General features: G+C 55.4%; 21 protein-coding genes and 1 tRNA gene. 9 read left to right on the plus strand and 13 right to left on the minus strand.

Going from position 1 to position 18,449, the window contains the following annotated elements:
- The first annotated feature begins 37 nt into the window (after positions 1-37).
- Genes ACR0J2_RS19100 through ACR0J2_RS19130 form a run of 7 tightly spaced genes read left to right on the plus strand, consistent with a single transcriptional unit; the run spans position 38 to position 6,298 of the window.
- Complete coding sequence (locus ACR0J2_RS19100) at positions 38-892, plus strand: ABC transporter permease (RefSeq protein WP_480813483.1); 855 nt, start codon at positions 38-40, stop codon at positions 890-892.
- Positions 892-1,674: an ABC transporter permease gene (locus ACR0J2_RS19105; RefSeq protein ID WP_170808337.1), complete on the plus strand. Its 783-nt coding sequence runs from the start codon at positions 892-894 to the stop codon at positions 1,672-1,674. Before ACR0J2_RS19100 ends, ACR0J2_RS19105 begins: the two co-directional genes overlap by 1 nt.
- 44 nt (positions 1,675-1,718) lie before the next feature.
- Entirely contained in the window at positions 1,719-2,732 is a 1,014-nt protein-coding gene (locus ACR0J2_RS19110; RefSeq protein ID WP_480813484.1) for an ABC transporter ATP-binding protein, read from the plus strand.
- A 24-nt stretch (positions 2,733-2,756) separates the two neighbouring features.
- A complete protein-coding gene (locus tag ACR0J2_RS19115) occupies positions 2,757-4,043 on the plus strand; it encodes a nucleotide disphospho-sugar-binding domain-containing protein (protein WP_480813485.1) in 1,287 nt (428 codons plus the stop codon).
- On the plus strand, positions 4,040-4,405 hold the full coding sequence (locus tag ACR0J2_RS19120; protein WP_170808334.1) for a cupin domain-containing protein: 366 nt from the start codon (positions 4,040-4,042) through the stop codon (positions 4,403-4,405). The genes ACR0J2_RS19115 and ACR0J2_RS19120 overlap by 4 nt, the downstream gene beginning before the upstream one ends.
- Positions 4,402-4,746 carry a cupin domain-containing protein gene (locus ACR0J2_RS19125; RefSeq protein ID WP_480813486.1) on the plus strand — a complete coding sequence of 115 codons (345 nt, stop codon included), beginning with the start codon at positions 4,402-4,404 and terminating at the stop codon, positions 4,744-4,746. Before ACR0J2_RS19120 ends, ACR0J2_RS19125 begins: the two co-directional genes overlap by 4 nt.
- A gap of 34 nt (positions 4,747-4,780) precedes the next feature.
- On the plus strand, positions 4,781-6,298 hold the full coding sequence (locus ACR0J2_RS19130; protein WP_170808333.1) for an aldehyde dehydrogenase family protein: 1,518 nt from the start codon (positions 4,781-4,783) through the stop codon (positions 6,296-6,298).
- Positions 6,299-6,534: 236 nt separating this feature from the next.
- Here the strand turns inward: ACR0J2_RS19130 and ACR0J2_RS19135 are convergent, their stop codons facing one another.
- From ACR0J2_RS19135 to ACR0J2_RS19185, 11 genes are all read right to left on the minus strand, one after another.
- The gene (locus ACR0J2_RS19135; protein WP_480813500.1) at positions 6,535-6,909 is read right to left on the minus strand and encodes an HGGxSTG domain-containing protein; all 375 of its coding nucleotides are present in this window, start codon (positions 6,907-6,909) and stop codon (positions 6,535-6,537) included.
- A gap of 178 nt (positions 6,910-7,087) precedes the next feature.
- A complete protein-coding gene (locus ACR0J2_RS19140; RefSeq protein ID WP_480813487.1) occupies positions 7,088-7,819 on the minus strand; it encodes a hypothetical protein in 732 nt (243 codons plus the stop codon).
- Between the two features lie 125 nt (positions 7,820-7,944).
- A complete protein-coding gene (locus tag ACR0J2_RS19145) occupies positions 7,945-8,154 on the minus strand; it encodes a helix-turn-helix transcriptional regulator (protein ID WP_170546573.1) in 210 nt (69 codons plus the stop codon).
- 100 nt (positions 8,155-8,254) lie between these two features.
- Positions 8,255-8,905, minus strand: coding sequence for a hypothetical protein (locus tag ACR0J2_RS19150; RefSeq protein WP_480813488.1), 651 nt, complete (start codon positions 8,903-8,905; stop codon positions 8,255-8,257).
- On the minus strand, positions 8,902-10,089 hold the full coding sequence (locus ACR0J2_RS19155) for a tyrosine-type recombinase/integrase (protein ID WP_480813489.1): 1,188 nt from the start codon (positions 10,087-10,089) through the stop codon (positions 8,902-8,904). Before ACR0J2_RS19155 ends, ACR0J2_RS19150 begins: the two co-directional genes overlap by 4 nt.
- A 250-nt stretch (positions 10,090-10,339) precedes the next feature.
- Entirely contained in the window at positions 10,340-10,858 is a 519-nt protein-coding gene (locus tag ACR0J2_RS19160) for a GNAT family N-acetyltransferase (protein WP_170611015.1), read from the minus strand.
- On the minus strand, positions 10,855-11,409 hold the full coding sequence (locus tag ACR0J2_RS19165; protein WP_480813490.1) for a helix-turn-helix domain-containing protein: 555 nt from the start codon (positions 11,407-11,409) through the stop codon (positions 10,855-10,857). The genes ACR0J2_RS19160 and ACR0J2_RS19165 overlap by 4 nt, the downstream gene beginning before the upstream one ends.
- A 115-nt stretch (positions 11,410-11,524) precedes the next feature.
- The gene (locus tag ACR0J2_RS19170) at positions 11,525-12,541 is read right to left on the minus strand and encodes a Fe(3+) ABC transporter substrate-binding protein (RefSeq protein ID WP_480813491.1); all 1,017 of its coding nucleotides are present in this window, start codon (positions 12,539-12,541) and stop codon (positions 11,525-11,527) included.
- A 193-nt stretch (positions 12,542-12,734) separates the two neighbouring features.
- On the minus strand, positions 12,735-13,895 hold the full coding sequence (locus ACR0J2_RS19175; protein WP_480813492.1) for a WD40/YVTN/BNR-like repeat-containing protein: 1,161 nt from the start codon (positions 13,893-13,895) through the stop codon (positions 12,735-12,737).
- A gap of 113 nt (positions 13,896-14,008) precedes the next feature.
- Entirely contained in the window at positions 14,009-14,134 is a 126-nt protein-coding gene (gene ykgO, locus ACR0J2_RS19180) for a type B 50S ribosomal protein L36 (RefSeq protein WP_005648635.1), read from the minus strand.
- 93 nt (positions 14,135-14,227) lie between these two features.
- Positions 14,228-14,302 (minus strand) — tRNA-Val (locus ACR0J2_RS19185).
- A 147-nt stretch (positions 14,303-14,449) separates the two neighbouring features.
- Here ACR0J2_RS19185 and ACR0J2_RS19190 point away from each other — a divergent pair.
- Complete coding sequence (locus ACR0J2_RS19190; RefSeq protein ID WP_480813493.1) at positions 14,450-15,310, plus strand: N-formylglutamate amidohydrolase; 861 nt, start codon at positions 14,450-14,452, stop codon at positions 15,308-15,310.
- A 2-nt stretch (positions 15,311-15,312) separates the two neighbouring features.
- Here ACR0J2_RS19190 and ACR0J2_RS19195 read toward each other — a convergent pair whose 3' ends face one another.
- The gene (locus ACR0J2_RS19195) at positions 15,313-16,566 is read right to left on the minus strand and encodes a DNA polymerase IV (RefSeq protein WP_480813494.1); all 1,254 of its coding nucleotides are present in this window, start codon (positions 16,564-16,566) and stop codon (positions 15,313-15,315) included.
- Between the two features lie 598 nt (positions 16,567-17,164).
- Entirely contained in the window at positions 17,165-17,869 is a 705-nt protein-coding gene (gene pyrF / locus ACR0J2_RS19200; RefSeq protein WP_170610999.1) for an orotidine-5'-phosphate decarboxylase, read from the minus strand.
- A 149-nt stretch (positions 17,870-18,018) separates the two neighbouring features.
- Between pyrF and ACR0J2_RS19205 the strand changes: the two genes are divergently transcribed.
- On the plus strand, positions 18,019-18,339 hold the full coding sequence (locus ACR0J2_RS19205; RefSeq protein ID WP_170681460.1) for a hypothetical protein: 321 nt from the start codon (positions 18,019-18,021) through the stop codon (positions 18,337-18,339).
- Positions 18,340-18,449 lie beyond the last annotated feature (110 nt).

Below are 18,449 nucleotides of genomic sequence, written 5' to 3' on the forward strand. Positions count from 1 at the left end.
GGGCCGATACGACATCACTCCACAGATTGCCAAGTATATGACCAATCGACTTAAATCGGTGATCTTGCTGGGGCCGGGCCTTGGCTGGCTTGCGCTTCTTATGGTGGTGCCGTGTGGTCTTATTTTTACCTATGCGTTCTTTGAACGCGGTATCTATGGCGGCATCGACCACGTCTTTACGATTGAAAATTTTGTGCGAGCCGCCGATCCTCTTTACCTCGGGATCTTCTTACGCTCGGCCAAGATTGCATTTCTGGCCACCATAATCGCGATCCTTATCGCCTATCCGGCGGCCTATGCCATCACGCTGGCGCCGCGCCGTTGGCAGACCGGTTTGCTGATCTTGGTGATCCTGCCGTTCTGGTCCAACTACTTAATCCGCACTTACGCCTGGATCGTAATGCTGAACCGCGAGGGCTTAATCAATAATACTCTCAAGGGGGCAGGCTTGATCGATGAACCGCTGTCTCTGCTTTATAACAATTTCGCAGTGATCGTGGGGCTTGTGTACAACTACACCCCCTTTGTGGTTTTGGCGATCTATTCATCGCTGAACCGCATAAATGTCGAAACCATAGAAGCCTCGGAAGATCTTGGAGCGCCCGCTTGGGCCACTTTCTACCGGGTGATACTGCCACAGACCGTTCCCGGCATCGCGGCTGGTGGTGTCTTTGTTTTTGTGCTGTCGATCGGCAATTTCATAACGCCCGATTTGCTTGGTGGCGGGCGACTTCAGATGGTTGGAAACCTGATCTATGACCAGTTCCTGAGCGCCCGCGACTGGCCGTTCGGAGCAACGCTGTCGATGTTCCTGATTGCGATTATGATGGGGCTTTTGTTCGCACAGGCGGTATTGGCCAATCGCGCAGCGGGACAGAGAGGGCAGGACTGATGCGGGGCCGATCTAACATGGGCCTAAAGCTGCACCTGGTTTTGTTTTACACCTTTCTCTATGTGCCGATCCTTGTGCTCATGGCGCTAAGCTTTAACCGGGCCGGACTTCCAACTGTATGGACCGGGTTTTCGTTGGAATGGTACGGCAAGTTGTTTACCGCGGATCCAATACTGTCGGCAGCGCGCAACACGCTAATCGTGGCCTCAATCTCGACCGTTCTGGCGACAATAATCGGCACGCTTTTGGCGGTCGGTGTCGAGACACGGCGTAATTCTTCAGTTCTAGACGCGGTTCTGTTCGCACCGATGATCATCCCCGACATAGTTCTGGCCATCGCGCTCTTGTCCTTTTTCACCCTACTCAACATGACGCTGGGGCTTCATTCGATCATCCTCAGCCATGTCGTATTTAACATAGCCTTTGTTGTCGCCGTGGTGCGAACGCGGATGCGCAATTTCGACCATTCGATACTTGAGGCCAGTGCCGACCTTGGGGCCAGCGAATTCACCACCTTTCGCCGCATTCTGTTGCCCGCCATCGCGCCGGGGGTTATCGCCGGGGCGCTGTTGTCTTTTACCCTGTCTGTGGACGAATTCATTATTGCCTTCTTCACCGCAGGTGCTGGGCAATCCTCGACCACGTTGCCGATGCAGATTTACGCAATGATCCGATTTGGCGTTACGCCGGAAATCAACGCGATGGCTACCATCGTCATGTTCGTTTCGTTCACGCTGGTCTTCTTCGCGCAGCGTGCCGATAAAGAGGTTTTCAGCCGATGAGCCAAGGGATTCAACTCAGGAATATAACCAAGCGATACGGTTTGGTGACTGCGATCGACAACGTTTCACTGAATATTCGCGATAACGAGTTCTTTGCACTTCTGGGCCCATCGGGTTGCGGCAAGACCACATTGTTGCGGACGCTGGCGGGGTTCGAAACACCACAGGAAGGACAGGTAATAGTTGCCGGGCAGGACGTGACAAACATACGCCCCAGCAGGCGGCCCCTGAACCTGATGTTCCAGTCATATGCCTTGTTTCCGCACATGAGCGTCGAAAAAAACATCGCCTATGGGTTAGAGATGGAGAGATTGCCCAAGGAAGAAATCGCCATGCGGGTGGCCGAGGTTCTGGAAAGCGCGAAGCTTTCAGGCTTTGCTGGACGCAAGCCGGATCAGCTTTCCGGTGGGCAGCGACAGCGGGTCGCTTTGGCGCGCGCGCTGGTCAAAAGGCCAAAGGTCCTGCTGTTAGATGAGCCCCTTTCGGCTCTGGACAAGAAGCTGCGAGAAGAGATGCAGTTGGAACTCAAACGGTTGCAGCACGAGGTGGGAATTACATTTCTGATTGTGACTCATGACCAGGAAGAAGCTCTAGTCATGGCCGACCGGATCGCGGTCTTGCATGATGGCAAGCTGGCGCAGGTCGGTACTCCTCACGAGCTCTACGAACACCCCGGATCGCGCTTTGTCGCAGATTTTATCGGCGTGATGAACTTTCTGGATGGTAACGCCGTCGACGGCGGTGTCGATGTCGACGGGGCGGGGGTGCTGAGGGGCGTTTCCGAGCTACGCGGTGCTGCCACGATTGCTGTGCGCCCGGAACGGGTCAGCCTGATGCAGACCGCCCCTCAAGATGGGCGCAACTGCCTTCCCGGCACTGTCGAAGAAGTCGCCTATCACGGGTCAGACCTGGGTGTGAATGTGCGCGTTCGCGGCGGGAGGAGCACCCTTTCCGCCCGTGTTCCCGCCAGCCAAGCCGACCGTGAAAATATTCAGCCGGGTCAAGATGTCCACTGTGTATGGGATGCAAAACATTCCCGCATCCTTCCCAACTGCTAAGCCAAATCTAACCGGAGAACTACAATGTCACAGAAAACCATCGCCTTCTTCCCCGAAGCTGCCTTTGGCCCTGCGCTGAATTCGGTTGGTATCGCGCAGGCCTGCGAAAAATTGGGCCACAAGGCAGTATTTCTAAGCGATCCAGGCTTTGTCGAGGTATACGAAGGTTATGGGTTCGAAGCACATCCAGTAGCCCTGTCCGAGCCTATGGAACCCGAGGCGATGGCAAAGTTCTGGGAAGATTTCATCAACGGTCACATCCCAAATTTTCGCAAAAGCCCGATTGACCAGATCGATAACTACGTCAAGGATTGCTGGGAGGCGATCGTCGACAGCGCAAAATGGGCGCAAAAAGATCTGCCCGAGGTACTGGCAAAAATCAAACCAGATATGATCTGCGTGGATAATGTCATTATGTTCCCAGCCATTAAGCAGTTCGGGGTACCGTGGGTGCGGATCATCTCATGTTCCGAAAACGAAATCCCTGACCCGATTGTGCCGCCGCACTTATCAGGCTGCCGGGTGGATGACCGCGAGGGCATGGCGGCCTATGAGGCTAAGTTCCACGAGGTGATCAAGCCGATCCACGACGACTACAATGCGTTCCTGGCCAGATGCAACGAAGAGGCCTATCCGATTGGAGAGTTTTTCGAAGCGTCGCCCACAATGAACCTTCTGCTTTATCCTGAGCCGGCAAAGTACGAACGGCAGAACCCACTGGACCCAAACCGGTTTCAGTATCTTGAAGGTTGCGTGCGCGAAGAAGAACCCTTTGAGGTGCCAACGTTTAAGTCCAACAATGACAAACCACTTCTCTATGTATCTTTCGGGTCGCTTGGCGCAGGCGACACCGACCTGCTAAAGAGGATCATTTCGACCATTTCCAGGTTGCCCTACCGGGCGCTCGTAAATGTCGGGGATTACATTGACGAATACACAGACATTCCCGACAACGTGCACATACAGAGCTGGTATCCCCAGCCTTCGGTAATTCCGCAGGTTGACGCGGTGATACATCATGGCGGTAACAACTCGTTCACAGAGTGCCTATATTTCGGCAAAGCAGCAATCATTATGCCCTATGTCTGGGACGGCCACGATAACGCCACCCGTGTTCAGGAAACCGGCCACGGGTTCGGGTTTCACCGATACGACTGGACCGATGATGAATTGGCTATTGCCCTTGACAAATGTATCAACGATCCAGGAATGCAGGCGAAGATGGCGGCAACCTCTGCTCATATGCAGTCACGGCATGGCCCGACCAAGGCAGCTGGCATTCTCGACGAAATCCTGAAAGCCGCGGAATGAGCAGCGCCCCGCATCTTTCGGAAATCTCGACCCGCACCGACCTCACGGACTGGGGGCTACAGCCGGACATGATTGAAGGCCAGTCGCATTCATCGGGTATGCTGGTTCACAAGGGTCCTGACAACCGGCCGGAGATCGGCGCGTGGGTCTGTACTCCAGGCCGCTGGCGCCTAACGATACCGCGTGACGAGTTCTGCTATTTTGTGCAGGGCCGCGCGGTCTATCGGTCGGATGCAGGCGAAAGCATCGAAGTTACGCCCGGAACGGCCGTTCTATTCTTCGCCGGTTGGGTAGGGGAATGCACGGTCGAGGAAACATTGCGCAACACCTACTACCTAACGGATCGCGAACCTGAAACATGACTACGGCACGTATGCAAAACCCGCTCCAGCAGACTGATCTTGTCGATTGGGGGGTAATCCCGACGATGATTGAAGGGCAATCCCGCACCTCGGGAAAGCTGATCCACAAGGGGCCTGACGGCCAGTCCGAATGCGGCCTTTGGGTCTGCACTCCCGGTAAGTGGGAATGTCACGTCACCAAGGACGAGTTCTGCCACTTTCTGGAAGGCCGCTGTACCTATGTCCATGAAAGCGGCGAGGTAATTGAGATTACGCCCGATACGGCGGCCTTTTTTCCGCAGGACTGGAAAGGCGTTTGCACTGTCCACGAGACGGTCAAGAAAGTGTACATGATCCGCTAACGGCGCAATGCCTGTCAGACAAGGGGGCTGCCCAATGCGTGACCCGTTCAAATCTACCTACTACCTCAACCCCAAGCATGTGCCATTGGAGGGTGGTGGGACCACTCTGGTCAACCCGTCTACCTTGCAGCCCGTCGGGGTTTTTGGTGAGCCGTCGCCGCAGATCGTGAACCAGGTCCTGGACCGGGTCAATGCGGCGCAAAGGAGGTGGTCTGCGATGGACTGCAAATCTCGCGCGCGGTTATTGCACCAGATCGCCAACGACATCGAAAGCGGCGACATGACTGAGATCGCCCGCTTGATGACATTGGAAACGGGCAAACCTTACCCTGAATCGATTGGCGAGATTGCGAACATCCCGCCGGTTTTCCGCTATTATGCCGAGATGGCGCGCAATGACGCGGGCAAGATCGCCGGCACTATGCAAACTGGATCATTTCAGTATCAGACATACGAGCCCTACGGCGTGTCCGTGCATGTGGTTCCGTACAATTTTCCCCTCATTCTTGGCTGCTGGTCGATGGCAGCATCACTTGCGGCAGGTAACGGTGTAGTGTTGAAAGCCTCACCCGCAGGAACTTTGTGCACGATGGCGTTCATGGAGTTTTTTCGGGCCTTACCCCAAGACCTGATTGCTTGCCTGCCGGGTGGTGCAGACGTGGGCAAACAGCTGATTGCCAGCCCCAAAACCCATGTGGTCGCTTTTACAGGGTCCGTGCCGACAGGTCGTGCAGTCGCAGTGGCCGCAGCAGAGAACCTAAAACCCGCAGTGATCGAGGCTGGGGGAAGCGATCCACTGATCGTCAGTAAACACGCCGACATCGCGGTCGCTGCTGCCGGGGCGGTTACCGCTGCGTTTTTGCAGTCGGGCCAGGTTTGCACATCGTCTGAACGGATTTTTGTAGTGGATGACGTGTACGACGATTTTGTCGATGAATTCGTGACCCGAACCCGGAAACTGCGCATCGGCGACGGAATGGGGGTGGCGGAAATCGGACCTTTGGCCTCCAAGGAGGCACGCGACAAGGTCGAGCGGTTGGTGCGTGATGCAACTGAGAAAGGCGCGGTGGTTGAGGTAGGAGGCGGTACCCCGGATCACGCCGGGCCGGGTTGGTTTTTCGAACCAACGATCCTGACCGGCGTTACGACGGACATGGCGCTAGCTCAGGAAGAGGTCTTTGGGCCAGTCGCCTCGGTCATTCGGGTGAGTGACTTTGACCAAGCGCTTGAACTGGCAAACGCGTCACAATTCGGTCTTGGCGGATGCCTGTTTACCGGCGACTTGGACGAGGCATTTCAAGGGGTGAACAAGCTACAGGTGGGGATGGTCTGGGTCAACAACCCGCTCGTGGACAACGATGCCTTGCCTTTTGGCGGCGTCAAGAATTCTGGGCTTGGGCGCACGCTAGGCCTTCAAGGCCTCGAGGCTTTCAGACGGCCCAAGATGGTCGTGATTGATCCGAAGGCGAAGGAGGCGGACTGGTGGTATCCATATCCCGACGACTGGTTCTATTCAGATGACGTACAGGGCGGGAGAAAGCACAGCGGCTAGGATGGTCGGTGCGACCTGATCGACTCTGCAACTGAAGAAGAGCTAACGGCAGGATTGTCCCGCATAGCGGTAATTGCAAAGTTTGGTTGTGAATACCTGGTTCGAGCTGAGACAGTGTGGAAACTCTGGTGTGGGATATCTTGCGAAAACTTAGCTACCGTTGACGGAAATTGTCGAAAAAACGGCCAACTGTCAGATCACATTGCGACCACTGCACCTTAAGTTTTTACAGTTGGTCAAGATTCGGTTTTCTGTTTCTCCCATCTTTTACGCTGCGCTTCAGCGATCCGCGCTCGACCTTCGATGGACTTCGGACCGGTAGACAAGCCTCCGTGGTAGCGACATCGCCGTTTTCCTGGAACAACCGGAAGCTGACAGTTTGAACCCTGGCGTGTCTTCGCGCCACAGCGAACTCGCAGATGTGTTGGAAGCGGTTGCCCCTCATTGTCCAAGCCAATGTGCTGAAGATCCTGACACTGGTCACCAGTACATTCGGAGCACGTTTTTTCTCTGCCGCGCCCAGTAACTGTTCGAAAGGGGCAAATTTGACAGCTCGGTGTCTCATTCGTAGCGAACTCTTCCTGGAGTGACAGCAACACCTCGCGAAGCATTAGGTTCAAACTCAAAAACACCTCCAAATGTAAGCAATTCTAAGCATCGGCCTAAGACCCCATGGACTTTTAAAACCTCCATAAAGGTAGGCGGCATCAAATTGGACGAGTTGCCTAGGGGCCTGTTGGCAGAAAGGAATAGGTCAGTTGCACTCGTCGTTGCCTAAGCCTGTATTGACTATCGACCGGCAATTCCGTGCACAGTAGCTTTTCGTTCAGCCAAGTTCAGGAACACTCGGTCAAAATACTGCCAAGACATTATCGCTCCATCGCCTTTTCTGGCTATCACGTCGTTTACGTTTGAAACGATTTGCTCAGAGCTGAGTTCGAGCGCACACCACCGTTCCACCGAGCGTTTTGCCGCGTCGCTATCAAGTGCATCAGCGAGTGTATACGCGCCCTTGCTCTGTACGAGATTTCTGACCGCTGCGATCAGACGATCAAATTCCAAGGTGAGTTCATTTTTTTCAGCGTGACTCAGCAAATCCGCCACGCTGAGCGCGCTCGTAGCCTGATTAGACAGATCACAATGCACATCCTTTGCTTGCTCCAAGATTGCTTTCAGTTTTGCTCTGTCGTTTCGGCAGGAGTTTGCGAACTTGCCATTTTCGGATTTCGCTTGGAAATGATTGATCGCGTTTTCCGCGAGAGCGACCATTATTCCGTCATCGGTCGCTTTCACTTTTCCAGTCTTGATGAGCGACGATAGCAGACGCGCCAGCGACTTTTTAGATTTGCCAAGGCCGACACGATACGCAAGCCTTTCCTCGTCACGCTCCAATGAATCCTGCGCCTCACAATTCTCGACAAGAAACGAGAATAGCAGTCCGCGCTCTTCAAGCGTCAAATCCTGTATTGTTCGGCGCATATCTTGGATTGAAAGTTGGGCGAAAATCATTTGTCCAGCCATGGAGGCTCCATACAAGGTTGGCTGACCGTGTGCTCACGTGCGTCCACCGTGAGGAAACTGGTCAGTTGATATTAGAAAAGCGGAGGAAGACGTATAGCCGCTCGCAAGCGTTGTTGTCCGGTTTGTTACCGGTTGGCTTTGGCTTCAGCGATGACAGCAAGGATTTCGGAACGAGGCCACCGAGAAGATCCACCAAGTTTGATTGGCTTGGGGACCGACCCATCCGCTATACGGCGCCAGAAGCTCGGCACGCTGATTGCAAGCAGCTCTGCGGCTTCCGCCACCTTAAGCAACGGATCGATTTCGGTTTGAATTGAGTTGGCTTCAGCGTTCATGTGACTAGATGCCTCGTTTTGATGAGCGTTGAGTCATCTAGAGGCGATCTAAAATGGTATTGGGAGGGGAGAAAAAATTTCTCCCCCCCAAATTCGGCTTTTAGGCTACGCCGATCAGAGCCTTTTCTTGAACGCTCAGTTTCGTGAATTTTCCTTTAAAGGTGGGAGTAAAATGCTCCGGAACGCGCCACGGGTTCCATTTCAAACTTCCTTGCGCAGAGACCCAGTCTAAAAGTTCCTCTAAGGCTTTGGCTTTCGAAAGGAACTCGTCGAACTTCTTCGGGTCATTTTCAAAGGTTTGAAACCTTGGACCGTCTGATCGATAAGCGGCTTCCAGGTGGCAAGTATTGCGAAACCGGCTGAACGCCTTTCTCACTTGCTCAGAGACCGAGCTTTCCAATCTGGCGCTTTGTTCCTCCAGCAATGGCTGTGTAATCAGCTTTACCGCTTTGCCCAAAGTTGGCGCTACGTCGTTGAGATAGAGTCGCGCGATCTCGTGCACCACCATTGCAGCGTATCTACGCTCGGACATGTTAGACCTTACGAACTTTCTTTCGAGTATTGCGTCTAACGGGTTCAATTCAACGCTACTGTTATCTGAGATCTCTGACATGTGTCGGTAGGCCTCCCAGATGGTGCTCTCTTTTTCGTCGTCTGGAGCGCCCATTCTAACCAAAACAAAGAGATCTGGGCGAGAGATCCATTTGCCGTTTCCGTTGTACAAGGGAAGATAACGACGATCCTGATTCATGCTGTGGCCAATTTTATGATTGTATCTGTATTGTCAGTGAGGTGGGACGCCCAGCGCTCCAGCAGCACACGACGTTGGTCGAGAAAGTCGGTTCGACGATAGGCGCGTTCGACAGAGCTGCCCACAACATGACCAAGCATGGTTTCTGCAACTTCGTGACGCGCATCGGTTGCCTCCGCCAACCACACGCGGAGACTTGAACGAAATCCATGCGGACGGGCGCTCATGCCACGACGCTCCATCAATCTCGACATCGTGGCGTCCGAGATCACCCCTTTTCGAACACTCGGAAACAGATAGCCATCGCGAGCATGTCGCCGCGCGTCTCCAAGAACATGAAGCGCTTCATTCGAAAGCGGTACACGGAACTCAGCAGTAGCGCCCTCACGTCCTTTCATCTGCTCTGCCGGAATGGTCCAGACATCACCGTCGATCTGCTCTTCCCTCAAGTACCGTATTGGCCGTGACCGTACCCCGGTCAAAATTAGAAGTTTCAGAGCGAGGTGGGTGACTGTACCTTCGTCCAAGCTTTTGTAGAACTCAGGCACTTCACTCCAGGCAAGCGACGGAATGTTGGTGGTGGCCTTACGCGGTTTGCCAAGCAATGCACGTGCCTTCCTGGGGGCCTGCAAGTCAACATCAATGCCCAGCGCGGCTGCATGCTCCAGGCAAATAGATGTCCGTGTCAACGCCTTCCGAGCAGTCTCGGCTTTCTCATGCCAGATAGGCGCAAGGCAATCCCGCAGATCGATCTGAGTAATTTCAGCAACCGGCATATGACCAAGTTTGGGTATGACGTGTAACTCCAGCGGGCTAAACCAACGCCCCGCCTTTCCGCCACCCCGCAACTCAGACTTCCGCGCTTCAAACGCGTCCCGAGCGATGTCTCTAAACAGATGCAAATTGCGCTGGGCTTCTACACGCCGCTTTTGCCGCTCTCTAATCGGGTCTCGGCCTTCTCGCAATTCGCGTCGTGCTGCGTCAGCTGTTTCCCGGGCTTCCGCCAAGCCAACATCCGGCCACCGTCCGAGGCCCATTTCCCGTCGCTTACCGAAAACCGTCAGTCTAAGAACCCATTTACCGCTTTTGGAGTCTGCCTTCACAAGCCAGAGACCAGCGCCATCGCAGTGCTTCCCGCTCTCTAATGCAAGAACGCCGCGCGCGCTCAATTTGTTTTTCGCCATATATCTCTCTACCAGTCCACCTATTGGTCCACCCCTGGGTATGGTATGTGTTGCCGTTAGTCGAGATCAATTGAGGCTGGATGAGGTAATTAAGTTGAACCTTTTCATATAGTTAATATCTATCTGAGACTTTTTGAGACATCCACATATAGGGTTTCAATGCCCTCCACCCGCACCACACGATCTTCTGAACTCACTGATGATTAGCAAAACATTGAACTGTGGGTTCGACGGCCCTCATGCGCCGTTCTTACTCCAGCAATTTGAACATGAACGTTGTGGGTTCCAAGCGGTCTTCAAAGGGGTTGCGGCAGTAATTTGGGATTTCCCCGGCACTCCGGAATCCAATACTCTGGTACAAGATTCTGGAAGGGTCTGTGCTGCGCGTATCCAGAACCAATACGGATCTGCCGCGTTCGATCGCACGCCCCTCAAGCGCTGCCATCAGTTTTCGCCCAAGACCGCGCCTTCTTGCATCAGGGTGAACTAGTAACTTGGCAACATCCGCGCGATGCGGTTGGTTTGGCATTGCTGCGGGGACAAGCTGGACCGTTCCCAAAACGCGGCCCCGGTCCAGAAACACAAACAGATCCAAAAGACCGGCCTGTAAGTCCGGCAGTATCCTGTCCAGCCAATACGCCCGCGCATCCTCGTGGGAAAAAGGGAGAATGAAGCCAATACTGGCCCCTGCATGAACGCAGGCGTGGAGTATCTCGCTGAGATCGGGCAGGGCGGCTTCAAAGCTGTTTTCGTCAAGCCGCTGTATCACAACAACACCAGAATATAACGCGCGCCTTTCAGTGCGCCTGTTTCAAACCGGGTCGGGCCAGACAGGTGATACCGCAGACAATCTCCTCCGGCCAGTTCATGTGTTGTTTCATCCAGCGTCAGGGAAAGGCCGCCGTCCAATACGACTAAATGGTGTTCTTGCCCCGGATTGGGGGGTGCGTCATAGGAAATCACGGTGTTCCGCGGCAAGTGACATTCCAGAACTTCACCGCTAAGCCCGGGTGCGGGCGGTGAAACCGAGCGCCGCGTGAAACCGGTTTCCGGATCGCGCCATTCTGCCTGTCGTTCGAACGGAATTTTGGGGTCGAAACTGTCTTCGACCATCATTAAAAGCCGGGACATGGGCAACCGGTAGGCTGCGCACAAACGCCCGAGGCTTTCCGCCGTCGGGCTGACATCGCCTTTTTCAAGGCGGGACAGGGTCGCCCGGCTAAGTCCGCTGCGGCTGGCCAGCTGGTCCAGGGACCAGCCTTGTCTTCTGCGCAGTTCACTGAGCTGGCTTGCAAGCCGGTTCGAGATACTATCCAGCATTTTTCAGAATCGAGAATTTTTCCCCTATTTGGGAATACTGGCAGATTTTTAGCCTTAATCAACAGAAAAAGAGGCGCGTCTGACCGCGCCTCGTTCCCGCTCGAATGGAGCCAGCTTATTTCCAGCCGACCTCATTGAAGATCTTCTGCGCATCCGGAATGTTTTTCGCAACTTCGGACAGGTTGACACTGTCAGCCTTGAAATCACCCAGAGCAGCGACCGGCTCAGCCAGAGCAACACCTTCAACGGCCGGGAATTCGTCATTGCCAGACGAGAAGTATTCCTGAGCCTGTTCGCTGGCAAGATATTCAAGAAACTTGATTGCGTTTTCTTTGTTCGGGGCATGTGCCGCAACGCCCGCGCCGGAAAGGTTCATGTGTGCGCCTTCGGCTTCCTGAGCGGGGAATTGCACGCCGATCATGTCAATCTGGTCGCTCAGGCCCTTCACGTCCTTACGTAAGGCACGTGCGAAATAGTAGGAATTGGACACCGCGATTTCGCATTCACCCGAAACGATGCCGCGGAGTTGGTCTGTGTCACCACCCTGTGGGTCACGCGCCATGTTGGCAACGACACCTTCGGCCCATTTTTTTGCTTCTTCCGCGCCGTGGTTGGTAATGATCGAGGCCAGCAGGGTTTGGTTGTAGGTATTGCTGGACGAACGAATGCAGACTTGACCTTTGAATTCGGGTTTGGCCAGGTCCAGGTAAGTAGCCGGCGGGTTGGCGACGCCTTCCTTGTCAAAGAAGATGATGCGGGCGCGCTGCGAAAATCCATACCATTGATTGTCTTCGTCCTGAAGATTTGCCGGAATGCGGTCTTCCAGAACTTCGCTGTCCACGGTCTGCAGAATGCCTGCGTTCTTGGCGCGCGCAAGGCGTGATGTGTCAACTGTCAGCAGGATATCGGCCGGAGAATTTGCGCCTTCGGCTTCCATCCGAGCGATCAGTTCGTCTGCCTTGCCTTCGATGCGATTGATGGTGATCCCGGTGGCATCTTCAAAATCGGTGTAAAGACGCTCATCCGTGTCGTAGTGGCGCGAAGAATAAAGGTTCAGCTCGCCGTCAGCGGTGGCGGAGGTTGCAATCAGGGCCGTCAGAGCGGCAGCAACGCATGTAGAGGATTTCAGCATCATATTTCCCAACGATTGAAGTTGTAGCGGATCGTTATCCGACTGAATTGGTCAATTATACGATTCTCAGGAGGATGCAAGGAAATCTGACAAATTTACTCGGTCAAAATGGCGCAGCTTGTGTCTTCACACTCTTCATGACCAATCGAGCCGCTGGCCGTGATTGGATCAGTGTCTCATCGCCACGAATGATCTATTCGTGGTCCAGAACCTCAACAGAGAGAATGGTGGGCAAATGTCGGGCCACTTCGTTCCAGGTGTCCCCTTCATCACCGGTCGCAAAAACAGACCCGCTGTTTGTCCCAAAATAAACCCCTGCGGGGTCTCGGCTGTCTCCGGCCATAGCCTGACGCAGTACCGAAAAATAGCAGCTTTCCTGCGGCAGCCCGTGCCGTTGATCTTGCCATGTCGCGCCGCCGTCAGTGGATTTCCAAACCGCTGCTGCTGCGTGGGGTGGATAGCGGCCGATGCTGTCGCCGTTCAGGGGTAAAGTCCAGATCGTGCCGGGATCTCGCGGATGAACATGAATTGGAAACCCGAAAGTCGATGGAAGGCCCTCGGTAATATCCTCCCAACTGCGCCCCCCGTCGGCCGAGCGCCAGACCCCGTGGTGATTCTGTTGGTACAACAAGTCCGTGGTCTTCGGGGCCCTCACCATGTTGTGCACGCAATGGCCTGTCTCACCATCTCTTGGGGCCGCGGGATGATTGTGGTGATCACAGCTTTCCGCGTTGGACAGGCGGTTGCGCCGTTCCCAATTCCTGCCCCCGTCTTCTGACGCAAAGACCCCCGCCGCTGAGATGCCGACCCAGAGTTTTTGGCTTTCACCCGGGTCCGTCAGGATTGTGTGCAATACCAAACCGGCGCCCCCTGGATTCCAGTCCGGCGCTGAAGGATGGTTGGTAAGGCCTTCGACACTCTCCCACGTCCGCCCGTTGTCATGGCTGGTCAGCAAACGCGCTGGTTTTGCGCCTGCATACAACGTGCCGTGCCCGTAGCTCAGCGACCAGATTTGTGAAAATGCGTCGGTGAAAGGCATAGGTTCACCGGTCCAGCCGACCATCTTGGCGAAATCAGGGTCATTGCTGGCCCATTCGTCCCTCTGACCAGTGGTGAGCCTTGTCAATTCCCAAGTTTCACCACCGTCTTCAGACCGCCAGATGCCCGCGCCGTGCCAATCGCTGCCGCCACCGGCCCAAAGCAGGCCCGTTTCTGCGTCGCCGATCACATGGTTTATCGGCCAGCCATCGCAATGCGGGCCTGAAACTTTCCAATTCGACCTGTCATGGTCGCTGGTGATGATGAATGTGCCTTTGGTCGTTCCGACCAGTATGTCGACGCCTTGTCCTCTCATGGAATTCGCGCTCCGATCAAATGAGGCAAGCGTACCATGTTGCGCGGACTAATGCAGACAACAAAAAAACCGCGCTCAACGGCGCGGCTTCTTTTAGCGGTTCAATGCAGTTCTTAGCCCTGACGAGCTTTGAACTTGCGCTGCGTCTTGTTGATCACGTAGACGCGGCCTTTGCGACGCACAACACGGCAGTCACGGTGCCGGTTCTTGAGCGAGCGGAGCGAGTTCTTGACCTTCATGGTCTGTCTCCAATCTGCGGCGCCTTCATCAGAGACGTGGCCAGCGCCTGGGTTAGCGGGTGCCCCGGGTCAGACCCGAAGCAGTGAAAACGATGGTGGGCGGTACAAGGATCGAACTTGTGACCCCTTCGATGTCAACGAAGTGCTCTACCGCTGAGCTAACCGCCCACTTACCTTTGCGAGATGTGCCCCATAACGAAATGGGGCGCGGAACCCCGCGCCGGTAGCGGGGTCTATAAAAGGAGTCGCAAAGGGGTTCAAGGGGTTTGGAAGAACTATTTTCCGGTCTATGTTGAGTGCGAACAAGGAGTCACCATGTCGAACGCAGCCTATATACTGGAATTGCCCGTCAAGCGTACGTCATGCGTGGTGTTTTCCTCTCCACACAGCGGGCGCGTCTACCCTGAGTCCCTGCTCAAGAAGACAGTGTTAAGCCCAAGCGTGATTCGATCCTCGGAGGATGCTTTTGTCGATCAGCTGTTTGCCCCGGCATCCGAATTTGGTGCGCCGCTGATATCGGCTGCAATGCCGCGCGCATACCTGGATCTGAATCGCAGTGCCGATGAACTGGATCCGGCCCTGATCGAAGGCGCGCGCAGACATGGTCACAACCCGCGTGTTGCGTCCGGGTTGGGTGTGATTCCGCGCGTGGTTGCCAACGGTCGGGCCATCTACCGCGGGAAACTGACGATGGACGAAGCACGCCTGCGGATCGACACATGCTGGCGCCCGTATCACGCACGCCTGAAGTCCCTTTTGTCAGAATCGCACGAGGCATTTGGGCAGGCTATTTTGATCGATTGCCATTCGATGCCACATGAAGCCGTCGCCATGGCCAGCAATGCACAGTCCAAGCGGCCGGAAATTGTTCTTGGCGATCGGTTCGGGGCATCGGCGACTGGTGAGGTCGTCGATCGAATCGAAGCAGCCTTTGCATCGGCTGGGTTGAATGTAGCGCGCAATGCCCCGTTTGCCGGTGCTTACGTGACCCAGACCTATGGTCGCCCAGTACGCCATCAGCATGCGGTTCAAATTGAAATCGACCGGTCGCTGTATATGAACGAAGACACCATTGAACCCAGCGAAAATTTCGATGAATTCCGCACCATACTGCGCGATGTGATCTCAGAGATTGCCTGCTTCGGCGCCGAGCCGGCCCGTCTGGCTGCCGAATAGCCCTAGCGCAACGCGCGCCCTTTCACGATCGCCTCAGATCCGAAACGTCGTCGGATTTCATCTGTGGCCCGCTCTGCCTGTGACCGCTTTGCCGCACCGGGGTCCAGCAGGTCGCCCGAAATGTCGGCCTGGTGTTCGGGGCACAGATCCGACAATCCGCAGCCAAGCAGGCGGTATGGTCCCTGATCTCCGACCTGATCAAAAAGCCCGCGTGCCGTTCGATAGATGCGGTCGGCGATCTGAGTCGCGTCCCGCAGGGAAACGCGCCTTGTTATGATCTTGTGATTGGCCTTCTTGAGTTTCAGTGTAACGACCCGTCCCGCCAACCCCTTGGCCTTGGCCCTGTCGGCCACTTTCTCGGACATACGCCACAAATGCCCGTCCAGAATGTCGATACTGGCCGTATCCTCGAAGAAAGTCGTTTCATTGCTGATTGATTTCATCGGCTCATTGCCGGAAACGCGGCGCTTGTCCTGCCCGCGCGCCAGGTGCCACAAACGATAACCCATCGACCCGAACCGTGCGGTCAAAGCCTCCTGATCCCAACGCAACAAATCGGCAAAGCTGCGAATGCCAGCCCGATCCAGAGAGTCCTGGGCCGCAGGGCCAATGCCCCAGATCAGCCGTACAGGCTTGTTGTGCAGGAATTCTGCAGTCTCGGCCTTGCCGATCACTGAAAATCCGCGCGGTTTATCAAGGTCGGATGCAACCTTGGCCAGAAACTTGTTGTGACTCAGTCCGATTGACCCGGTCAGGCCCAGCTCATCTTTCATGCGCTTGACCAACCGCGCCAGCATCACTGCTGGTGGGGCGCCGTGCAGGCGATAGGTTCCCGACAGGTCCATAAAGGCTTCATCCAGCGACAATGGCTCCACAACCGGGGTCAGTTCATCCATCATCGACCGGATCTGACGTGACACGTCCGCATAAACCGACATGCGCGGTTTGATGACCACAGCGTCGGGGCACAGCTGCAATGCCTTGAACATCGGCATGGCCGATCGCACGCCCCGAATGCGCGCCACATAGCAGGCGGTCGACACGACCCCGCGTTTGCCGCCGCCAATGATAACCGGCTTATCTGCGAGTTCGGGGTTGTCCCTTTTTTCGACCGAGGCATAGAAGGCATCGCAGTCCATGTGCGCGATGTTCAGCTCAAAAAGCTCCGGATGCGCTTTGACGCGCGGGCTGCCGCAGGACGGGCACCTGCTTCCAGCTTCCACTTGTGTAAGGCAATCCTGACAGAGAGCAGGCATTTTCAGTCACTTCCCGGCCCGGCGCGGGCTTGGTTCACCCGAGCAATCTGCTAAATTCTAACGTGGTTCAGAACAAAGCAAAAGCGGCGCATGGATTTCGACACGGCAAAAGGCGGTGCTGTTTTCTGAACCAGAATCGGTGGTGATTCACCGAAACGACTTACGGAGTATTCCTTAAACCGGTTCCTGAGATCTTCGCCGCGTCGGCGCGAAGGCCATGATGTGCTTGCGGATTGCGCCATGGGCGAGATTTTTGAAGTGGTTGCGCATCCGGTAAACGCCGCTGATTGCGGGACCTCTTGTCGGGCGTCGCGCAGTGATGGGAGACCTGGATTTTGCCAAAGAAGACCCCCCGCATTTGCGCGGGGGGAGGTAACGGACCTCAGGAAGAAATGGCCCGTTGGGGAGTATACCCCTACAGAATCGCGCAAAACTTACAATTACGACAGGGTTGAGAGCCTGCGTTGTGAACTTGTGTTTTTCATGTGTGTTTTCAGGCACAGGGACGATTTGGCGCGGCTGTCACCAAAATTGACCTAAGGTCAAGGCGTTGCGAGCCGATTTGGCTGTATCGACTACGTCAATCATCCATGCCAGGTTAGGTTCTGGTCAAAGAATTTAGCTCTGCCAAAACGGCCTCGGCTGCTGCTTTTGGGTCGTCAGCTTGATAAATCGGACGGCCAACCACGATATGATCGGCCCCGTCGCCGATGGCGCTGGCAGGTGTGGCCACGCGTTTCTGGTCGCCCAAAGCGGCCCCTGCAGGGCGGACACCAGGTGTGACTATCAGCCGACCTTCGGCCTGGGGCAGGGCGCGGATCAGGGCTGCTTCCTGCGGACTTGCAATGACCCCGTCGGCCCCGGCTTCCAGCGCGCGCGCGGCACGTTCAACGACCAGTTCCTGCACTGTTCCGTCTTTCAGCAAGCTGGCATCCAGATCGTCGCGGTTGAGCGAAGTCAGGATCGTTACCGCCAAAATCCTGAGGTCTTTGCCTGCCGCCCCTTCTTTGGCCGCACGAACCACGTGCGGATCGCCATGCACGGTCAGGAAATCCAGATCGAATTGCGCCAACCCGCGTACTGCGTTTTCCACCGTGTTGCCGATGTCGAACAGCTTCATGTCCAGAAAGATGCGTTTGCCGTGGTCCTGCTTCAGCTCATTGGCCAGGGCCAATCCGCCACCGGTCAGCATTCCCAACCCGATCTTGTAGAACGAAACGCTGTCGCCCAGCCGCTCGGCCATGGCCAACCCTTGCAGGGCATTCGGTACATCAAGGGCAACGATCAGGCGGTCATCGGACATGGGCAGGCTCCTATTTGGCAAACGTCTGCGTCCTAACGGGTTCGGTACGCTCTGTCCATGCATGATAACCGGGTGATGCAGATCACTTAGCGGATTCAACTCTGTGCTATGATCCTGCCAATTCGTGATAATGAATAGGGAACCGCGATATGAAGAAACTGATTTTGCTTGGGGCGGCCCTGGCGCTTTTCGCGTGTGATGAGGCGCCGCGCGTCAATACACCTGACACAGGCGCTGCCCCGGCCCCGACCAATGATGATCTGCTGCTGGTGCGTGGATATCGATCAGAGGATGACTGGTGCCAGCTCACAGGCGAGACCGAATTTACCGTCGAATTTCTGGATCATACCGCCGATCTGGTGTCGTGCCCGACGGGCAGCGATGCGGCGCAATCGCTTTTGGACATGTACGAAGCCAGGCAAATGGCTGAGACCGGCGGCTACACGGTTTACTCAATACCGCGGGGATAAGGCCGAATATTGAAACCTGGCCCCTTGAAGCCGTGAAGACATTTCCCAAATTGAATGTGAGGCCCAGACCGAAGCGTGCCGCCAAGCGGGCGCATCACATTCAGGGCGCT

The organism is Ruegeria sp. CG4, assembly GCF_056537185.1.

Excerpts from the sequence above, each read along its gene's own strand:
- ACR0J2_RS19130 (WP_170808333.1), top strand. The coding sequence starts at position 4,781 with ATGCGTGACCCGTTCAAATCTACCTACTACCTCAACCCCAAGCATGTG.
- ACR0J2_RS19100 (WP_480813483.1), top strand. The coding sequence starts at position 38 with ATGACCAATCGACTTAAATCGGTGATCTTGCTGGGGCCGGGCCTTGGC.
- ykgO (WP_005648635.1), bottom strand. The coding sequence starts at position 14,134 with ATGAAGGTCAAGAACTCGCTCCGCTCGCTCAAGAACCGGCACCGTGAC.
- ACR0J2_RS19155 (WP_480813489.1), bottom strand. The coding sequence starts at position 10,089 with ATGGCGAAAAACAAATTGAGCGCGCGCGGCGTTCTTGCATTAGAGAGC.
- ACR0J2_RS19135 (WP_480813500.1), bottom strand. The coding sequence starts at position 6,909 with ATGCTTCGCGAGGTGTTGCTGTCACTCCAGGAAGAGTTCGCTACGAAT.
- pyrF (WP_170610999.1), bottom strand. The coding sequence starts at position 17,869 with ATGTCCGATGACCGCCTGATCGTTGCCCTTGATGTACCGAATGCCCTG.
- ACR0J2_RS19195 (WP_480813494.1), bottom strand. The coding sequence starts at position 16,566 with ATGCCTGCTCTCTGTCAGGATTGCCTTACACAAGTGGAAGCTGGAAGC.
- ACR0J2_RS19120 (WP_170808334.1), top strand. The coding sequence starts at position 4,040 with ATGAGCAGCGCCCCGCATCTTTCGGAAATCTCGACCCGCACCGACCTC.
- ACR0J2_RS19145 (WP_170546573.1), bottom strand. The coding sequence starts at position 8,154 with ATGAACGCTGAAGCCAACTCAATTCAAACCGAAATCGATCCGTTGCTT.
- ACR0J2_RS19190 (WP_480813493.1), top strand. The coding sequence starts at position 14,450 with ATGTCGAACGCAGCCTATATACTGGAATTGCCCGTCAAGCGTACGTCA.
- ACR0J2_RS19175 (WP_480813492.1), bottom strand. The coding sequence starts at position 13,895 with ATGAGAGGACAAGGCGTCGACATACTGGTCGGAACGACCAAAGGCACA.
- ACR0J2_RS19165 (WP_480813490.1), bottom strand. The coding sequence starts at position 11,409 with ATGCTGGATAGTATCTCGAACCGGCTTGCAAGCCAGCTCAGTGAACTG.
- ACR0J2_RS19170 (WP_480813491.1), bottom strand. The coding sequence starts at position 12,541 with ATGCTGAAATCCTCTACATGCGTTGCTGCCGCTCTGACGGCCCTGATT.
- ACR0J2_RS19125 (WP_480813486.1), top strand. The coding sequence starts at position 4,402 with ATGACTACGGCACGTATGCAAAACCCGCTCCAGCAGACTGATCTTGTC.
- ACR0J2_RS19115 (WP_480813485.1), top strand. The coding sequence starts at position 2,757 with ATGTCACAGAAAACCATCGCCTTCTTCCCCGAAGCTGCCTTTGGCCCT.
- ACR0J2_RS19150 (WP_480813488.1), bottom strand. The coding sequence starts at position 8,905 with ATGAATCAGGATCGTCGTTATCTTCCCTTGTACAACGGAAACGGCAAA.
- ACR0J2_RS19105 (WP_170808337.1), top strand. The coding sequence starts at position 892 with ATGCGGGGCCGATCTAACATGGGCCTAAAGCTGCACCTGGTTTTGTTT.
- ACR0J2_RS19140 (WP_480813487.1), bottom strand. The coding sequence starts at position 7,819 with ATGGCTGGACAAATGATTTTCGCCCAACTTTCAATCCAAGATATGCGC.
- ACR0J2_RS19205 (WP_170681460.1), top strand. The coding sequence starts at position 18,019 with ATGAAGAAACTGATTTTGCTTGGGGCGGCCCTGGCGCTTTTCGCGTGT.